6 protein-coding genes and 1 pseudogene are annotated in these 5,484 nt (G+C 70.1%); 2 read left to right on the forward strand and 5 right to left on the reverse strand.

Annotation, left to right across the window (positions count from 1 at the left end):
* Window positions 1–313, forward strand: a 313-nt coding sequence (locus ACFQU3_RS16840) for an integrase core domain-containing protein (protein ID WP_385911822.1), incomplete at its 5' end; no start/stop codon positions are given.
* 13 nt (window positions 314–326) lie between these two features.
* Here the strand turns inward: ACFQU3_RS16840 and ACFQU3_RS16845 are convergent.
* Together ACFQU3_RS16845 and metG are read right to left on the reverse strand one after the other, a co-directional pair.
* Window positions 327–1,208, reverse strand: a complete 882-nt coding sequence (locus ACFQU3_RS16845; RefSeq protein WP_385911824.1) for a TatD family hydrolase — start codon at window positions 1,206–1,208, stop codon at window positions 327–329.
* Window positions 1,205–3,040, reverse strand: coding sequence for a methionine--tRNA ligase (gene metG, locus ACFQU3_RS16850; protein ID WP_385911826.1), 1,836 nt, complete (start codon window positions 3,038–3,040; stop codon window positions 1,205–1,207). Before metG ends, ACFQU3_RS16845 begins: the two co-directional genes overlap by 4 nt.
* 126 nt (window positions 3,041–3,166) lie before the next feature.
* Between metG and ACFQU3_RS16855 the strand changes: the two genes are divergently transcribed.
* On the forward strand, window positions 3,167–3,598 hold the full coding sequence (locus tag ACFQU3_RS16855; RefSeq protein WP_385911828.1) for an SRPBCC domain-containing protein: 432 nt from the start codon (window positions 3,167–3,169) through the stop codon (window positions 3,596–3,598).
* 78 nt (window positions 3,599–3,676) lie between these two features.
* On the opposite strand, the gene ACFQU3_RS16860 is transcribed toward ACFQU3_RS16855, so the two are convergent.
* The 3 genes and pseudogenes from ACFQU3_RS16860 to ACFQU3_RS16870 all read right to left on the reverse strand — a co-directional run.
* Window positions 3,677–4,102 carry an OsmC family protein gene (locus tag ACFQU3_RS16860; protein ID WP_385911830.1) on the reverse strand — a complete coding sequence of 142 codons (426 nt, stop codon included), beginning with the start codon at window positions 4,100–4,102 and terminating at the stop codon, window positions 3,677–3,679.
* 118 nt (window positions 4,103–4,220) lie between these two features.
* Window positions 4,221–5,051 carry a 16S rRNA (cytidine(1402)-2'-O)-methyltransferase gene (rsmI, locus tag ACFQU3_RS16865; protein WP_385911832.1) on the reverse strand — a complete coding sequence of 277 codons (831 nt, stop codon included), beginning with the start codon at window positions 5,049–5,051 and terminating at the stop codon, window positions 4,221–4,223.
* A 103-nt stretch (window positions 5,052–5,154) separates the two neighbouring features.
* A pseudogene (locus ACFQU3_RS16870) lies at window positions 5,155–5,484 on the reverse strand (hypothetical protein); the annotation flags it as partial.

Raw genomic sequence — 5,484 nt, forward strand, 5'->3', positions numbered from 1 at the left:
CGCTGATCACGGCATCACCCGGATCGAGCGGCTGATGACCGACAACGCGTGGGCCTACCGCTACTCGCTACGAGCCGTGTGTGCCGAGCACGACATCACTCAGAAGTTCATCAAGCCGCACTGCCCTTGGCAGAACGGCAAGGTCGAAAGACTCAACCGCACCTTGGCCACCGAGTGGGCTTACCGCACGGCCTACACCAGCAATACCGAACGCGTCACCGCACTTGCACCATGGCTCGAGCACTACAACACTGAACGCCGCCACAGCGCCCTGCGAGGTCACCCGCCCATCAGCCGACTGCAACCAACCTGATGGCCGGGTACAGCTAGGCGCTCTGGACGACCCGCTCGGCACCCCAGGGTCCGTAGACCCGTTCGCTGTTCTCGGACACGGCGCGGCACAGCGACGGCACGTCGATGTTGAGTACCCCGGCCATCGTGCGGAGGGTCACGGGCACGAGGAACGAGGCGTTCGTGGCTCCCCGGTGCGGGGCCGGTGCGAGGTAGGGCGCGTCGGTCTCGACGAGCACCCGGTCGAGCGGGATCGCGGTCAGCGCGTCGCGCAGGTCGCGGGCGTTCTTGAACGTCACGGTGCCGGCGAAGCTGAGGTAGTAACCCCGTTCGACGCACTCGCGGGCCATGGTGATGTCGCCGGAGAAGCAGTGCAGGACCGTGTGCTCGGGCGCACCCTCCTCCTCGAGGATGCGCAGCACGTCGTCGTGGGCGTCACGGTCGTGGATCTGCAGGGCCTTGCCGAGTCGCTTGGCCAGGTCGATGTGCCACCGGAAGCCGTCCTGCTGGACGGGCACCCCCTCGGGGCCGGTGCGGAAGTAGTCGAGACCGGTCTCGCCGATGACCCGGACGCGGTCGTGCGCGGCGCACCGCTCGACCTCGGCGTACGCCTCCTCCAGCCTCCCGGCGGCGGCGAGGCGTGGAACCTCGTTGGGGTGCAAGGCGATTCCGCCGACGAGTGCATCGTGCCGCTCGATCGCATCCATCGTGAAACGGATGCCGTCGAGGTCGCAGCCGACCTGCACGAGGCGCGTCACGCCGACCGAGCGCGCCCGCTCGATCGCGTCGGCCACATCGAACGGCGCGTCGCCCTCACGCGTGATGTCGAGATGCACGTGGTTGTCGACGACGTCGATCGGCAACGGGTCGGGCAGGCGCTCCGGCAGGCCGCGCTGCCCCGACGGGTGCGAGCTCATGCGCTCTGAGCAGGGTCGGACGTGCCGGGGTCGGCGAGGCGCCGCCGCTCGTCCTCGATGACCTGGTCGGGGTCGAACTTGACGAAGACGCCGGTGGGCTTGGCGATCGGCGTGCCGACGACGACCGGTCGCGACTCCCACGTCGGCGTCGCGGTGTACTCGCCGGTGATCACCGGGTAGCACCGCGAGTCGTCGTCGAGATCGCGCACCATCTCGAGGCGGGGCATGGGCATGAAGTCGCCCTCGCCGCCGAGCACGGCGTGGACGCGGTTGGCGGCGTGCGGGAGGAACGGTGAGATGAGCGTGTTGATGTCGGAGACGGCCTGGACGAGCGTGTGCAGCACGGTGGCGAGCCGTTCGCGCTCGTCGTCGCCCTTGAGCTTGAACGGCTCGGTCCTGGAGACGTACGCGTTGGCCTCGCCGACGACGCGCATGACCTCCGCGAGCGCCGCCTTCTGGCGGTGCCGCCCCAGAGAGGCACCCACGGTCTCGAACGCCCCCCGCACGGTGGCGAGCAGCTCCTCGTCGACGGGCTCGGCGGCATACGGCTGGGGGATCTCGCCGAAGTTCTTGGCAACCATCGTCGCAGTGCGCTGGACGAGGTTGCCCCACCCGGCGACGAGCTCGCTGTTGTTGCGCTGGACGAACTCCGCCCACGAGAAGTCGGCGTCCTGGCTCTCCGGGCCGGCGGCGCAGATGAAGTAGCGGATCGGGTCGGGGCCGTAGCGCGCGACGATGTCCTGCACGTAGATGACGTGCTTGCGGCTCGTCGAGAACTGCTTGCCCTCGAGCGTCATGAACTCGCTCGCGACGACCTCGGTCGGCAGGTTGAGGGTGCCGTACTCCCCCGGCTCGCCGCCCTTGTCACCCCGGCCCGCGTAGCCGAGCAGCTCCGCCGGCCAGATCTGGCTGTGGAAGGTGATGTTGTCCTTGCCCTGGAAGTAGTAGGACACGGCCTCGGGGGCGTTCCACCACTCGCGCCAGCGGTCCTCGTGGCCGGGGCCGAGACGGCGAGCCCACTCGATCGATGCCGAGAGGTAGCCGATGACGGCGTCGAACCACACGTACAGGCGCTTGGACGGGTTGTCCTCCCAGCCGTCGAGCGGGATCGGGATGCCCCAGTCGATGTCGCGGGTCATGGCACGCGGCCGGACGTCCTTGAGGAGGTTCTTGGAGAACTTGATGACGTTGGGCCGCCACGTGCCCGACGCCTCGCGGCCGTCGAGCCACTCCGAGAGCGCCCCGGCGAGCGCCGGAAGGTCGAGGAAGAAGTGCTGGGTCTCGATGAACTCCGGCGTCTCGCCGTTGATCTTGCTGTGCGGGTCGATGAGCTCTTCGGCGTCGAGCTGGTTGCCGCAGTTGTCGCACTGGTCGCCGCGCGCCTCGGGGAAGCCGCAGATGGGGCACGTGCCCTCGATGTAGCGGTCTGGCAGCGTGCGGCCCGTCGACGGGCTGATGGCACCCTTCGTCGTCTGCTCGATCATGTAGCCGTTCGCGTGGACCTGCCGGAACATCTCCTGCACGACTGCGTAGTGGTTGCGCGTCGTCGTGCGGGTGAAGAGGTCGTAGGACAGGCCGAGGTCGGTGAGGTCCTGGGCGATGACGGCGTTGTACTTGTCGACGAGCTCCTGCGGCGTGAGGCCCTCCTCCTCGGCGAGGACGAGGATCGGCGTGCCGTGCTCGTCGGTGCCGGAGACCATGAGGACGTCATGCCCGGCCATCCGCATGTACCTGCTGAAGACGTCGGAGGGAACGCCGAAACCGGCCACGTGGCCGATGTGGCGCGGGCCGTTGGTGTACGGCCAGGCGACGGCAGACAGGACATTGCTCATGGCGAGCAATCCTAGGCGGGCGGGCGCCCCCGCCGCGCACGAGTATGCGGCCGCGCAGAGCGGTCCTGTCGCCGTCCTGCCGGCTTCCTTCTGGCGGAAGGACGCCGCGACGAGTAGGACTGAGGGATGACTGGACACATCGCACGCGCAGAGGTCATCGTCGACGCGAAGCCGAACGCCATCTGGGGCGCCTTGACGGATCCGGAGCAGGTCAGGTCGTGGATGGTCGGCACCACCGTGACGACCGACTGGCAGGTGGGCAGCCCCATCACGTGGCAGGGCGAGATGAACGGGAAGCCGTACGAGGACAAGGGCGAGGTGCTCGAGGCCGAGGCGCCGAACCGGCTGTCGATGACGCACTACAGCCCGCTCATGGGCCAGGAGGACCGGCCCGAGAACTACCACACGGTGACGTACACGCTCACGCCCACGAGGGACGGCCGCACGACCGTGGCGCTCGAGCAGGACGGCAACGAGTCCGCCGAGCAGGCGGAGGAGTTCTCGCAGAACTGGCAGGGCATGCTCGAGTCACTCAGGCAGACCGTCGAGAAGTCCTGACCCGCAAGGACGTCCACACGAAGCCGGCGTATGCCGCCCAGCTCGCTGGACGGCATACGCCGGCTCGGACGACCGGTGTCAGGCCAGTCGCGCCTCGAGCGAGATCGGGACTGCCTTGAGGGCCTGGCTCACCGGGCAGTTCACCTTCGCGTCCTCGGCCGCGGCCTGGAAGTCCTCGGCCGACATGCCCGGCACGTCGCCCACGACGGAGAGCTTGATCTCGGTGATGCCCGTCCCGGGGACGAACGTCACCGCGGCCGTCGTGTCGAGGGTCGTCGGCGGGGTGCCGGCCTTGGCCAGACCGTTGGAGAACGCCATCGAGAAGCATGACGAGTGGGCGGCTGCAATGAGCTCCTCGGGGCTGGTCTTGCCGTTCGGCGCCTCCGTGCGTGCCGGCCAGCTGACGTCGTAGGTGCCGATGCCGGAGCTCTCGAGGGTGACCTGACCGCCCCCTTCGAAGAGCGAGCCCTCCCAGTGCGTGGTGGCGGTGCGAGTGGCGGCCATGGGTTCTCCTTCGCTGCAAGGGACGTCGCGGCGACGGGGCCGCGACGAGGTACCCGCCCAGCCTTGTCGCGATCCCCAGTCGGCACAAGCCCGGCTCGCCCCTCGACCGGGCCGCTGGTCAGCGCGCGGCGAGCGACGCGTCGTACAGCGCCTTCTTCGACAGTCCCGTGTGCGCCGACACGTCGGCGGCGACGTCCTTGAGCCGCTCCCCCGCGTCGACACGCTGCCGGATGCCGGCGACGGCGTCCTCGAGGGACGGCGCCACCCGCTCGGCTCCAGCCACGACGATCGTGATCTCGCCCTTGACGCCGGCCTCGGCCCACTCGGCCAGCTCGGTCAGCGTGCCGCGACGCACCTCCTCGTAGGTCTTCGTCAGCTCGCGGCAGACGGCGGCGCGCCGGTCGGCGCCGAACGCGTCGCGCATCGCGGCCAGCGTGTCGGCGAGGCGGTGCGGTGCCTCGAAGAACACGATGGTGCGCCGCTCGTCCGCGACGTCGGCGAGCACCCGGGCCCGCTCTCCGGGCCTGCGTGGCAGGAAACCGTCGAAGCAGAAACGGTCGACCGGGAGTCCCGAAACGGCCAGCGCCATGAGCACCGCGCTCGGGCCGGGCACACACGTGACGCGGACGTCCGCCTCCACGGCAGCGGCGACGAGGCGGTAGCCGGGATCCGACACCGACGGCATGCCGGCATCGGTGACGACGACGACGCGCGCGCCCGTGGCGAGCCGTTCGACGAGCTCGGGCGTGCGGGACGCCTCGTTGTGCTCGTGGTAGCTGACGACCGAACCGGATGGCGTGACGCCCAGATCGGCCAGGAGGCGACGGAGGCGTCGAGTGTCCTCGGCGGCGACGACGTCGGCCGTGGCGAGCTCGTCGGCGAGCCGTGGGGCGGCGTCCCGGGGGTCGCCGATGGGGGTGGCGGCCAGGACGAGGGTGCCGGTGCTCATGCCGTCATCCTCGCAGGCGCTGGCCCCACCGACCTCGACCTGCGCAAGTGCGCAACCTTCAGGCAGTGCCGCGTCGCCCCGGCTCTGCCACGGCTTGTGCCGGTCAGGCGGCCAGGGCGAGTGCGAGGGCGCGTTCGAGTGGGCTGTCCGGGCACTCGGGGTCGGTGGTGGTGGTGCCGGGCGCGGCGGCGGGCACCAGTGCGGGGAGCAGGGGTGGCGCGGTGGAGGTGTACCGGTGCCCGGTCGGGGTGGTCGTCTCGACGGTGTGCCGGAGGCCCGGGTGTCGCGGGCCGGGGTCTCGGGAGCGGCCGGGTGGGTCGAGGGGTGCGGCGATGGGTGGGGTGATGGGTGCGGCGTTGGGTGGGGCGAGGGTGCGGGCGATCCAGCCGGGGAGCTGTTTGGTGTGGTTGCATCTCACGCACAGGCCCTGCCC

Source organism: Terrabacter sp. GCM10028922 (assembly GCF_042666095.1).
GTDB lineage: Bacteria > Actinomycetota > Actinomycetes > Actinomycetales > Dermatophilaceae > Terrabacter.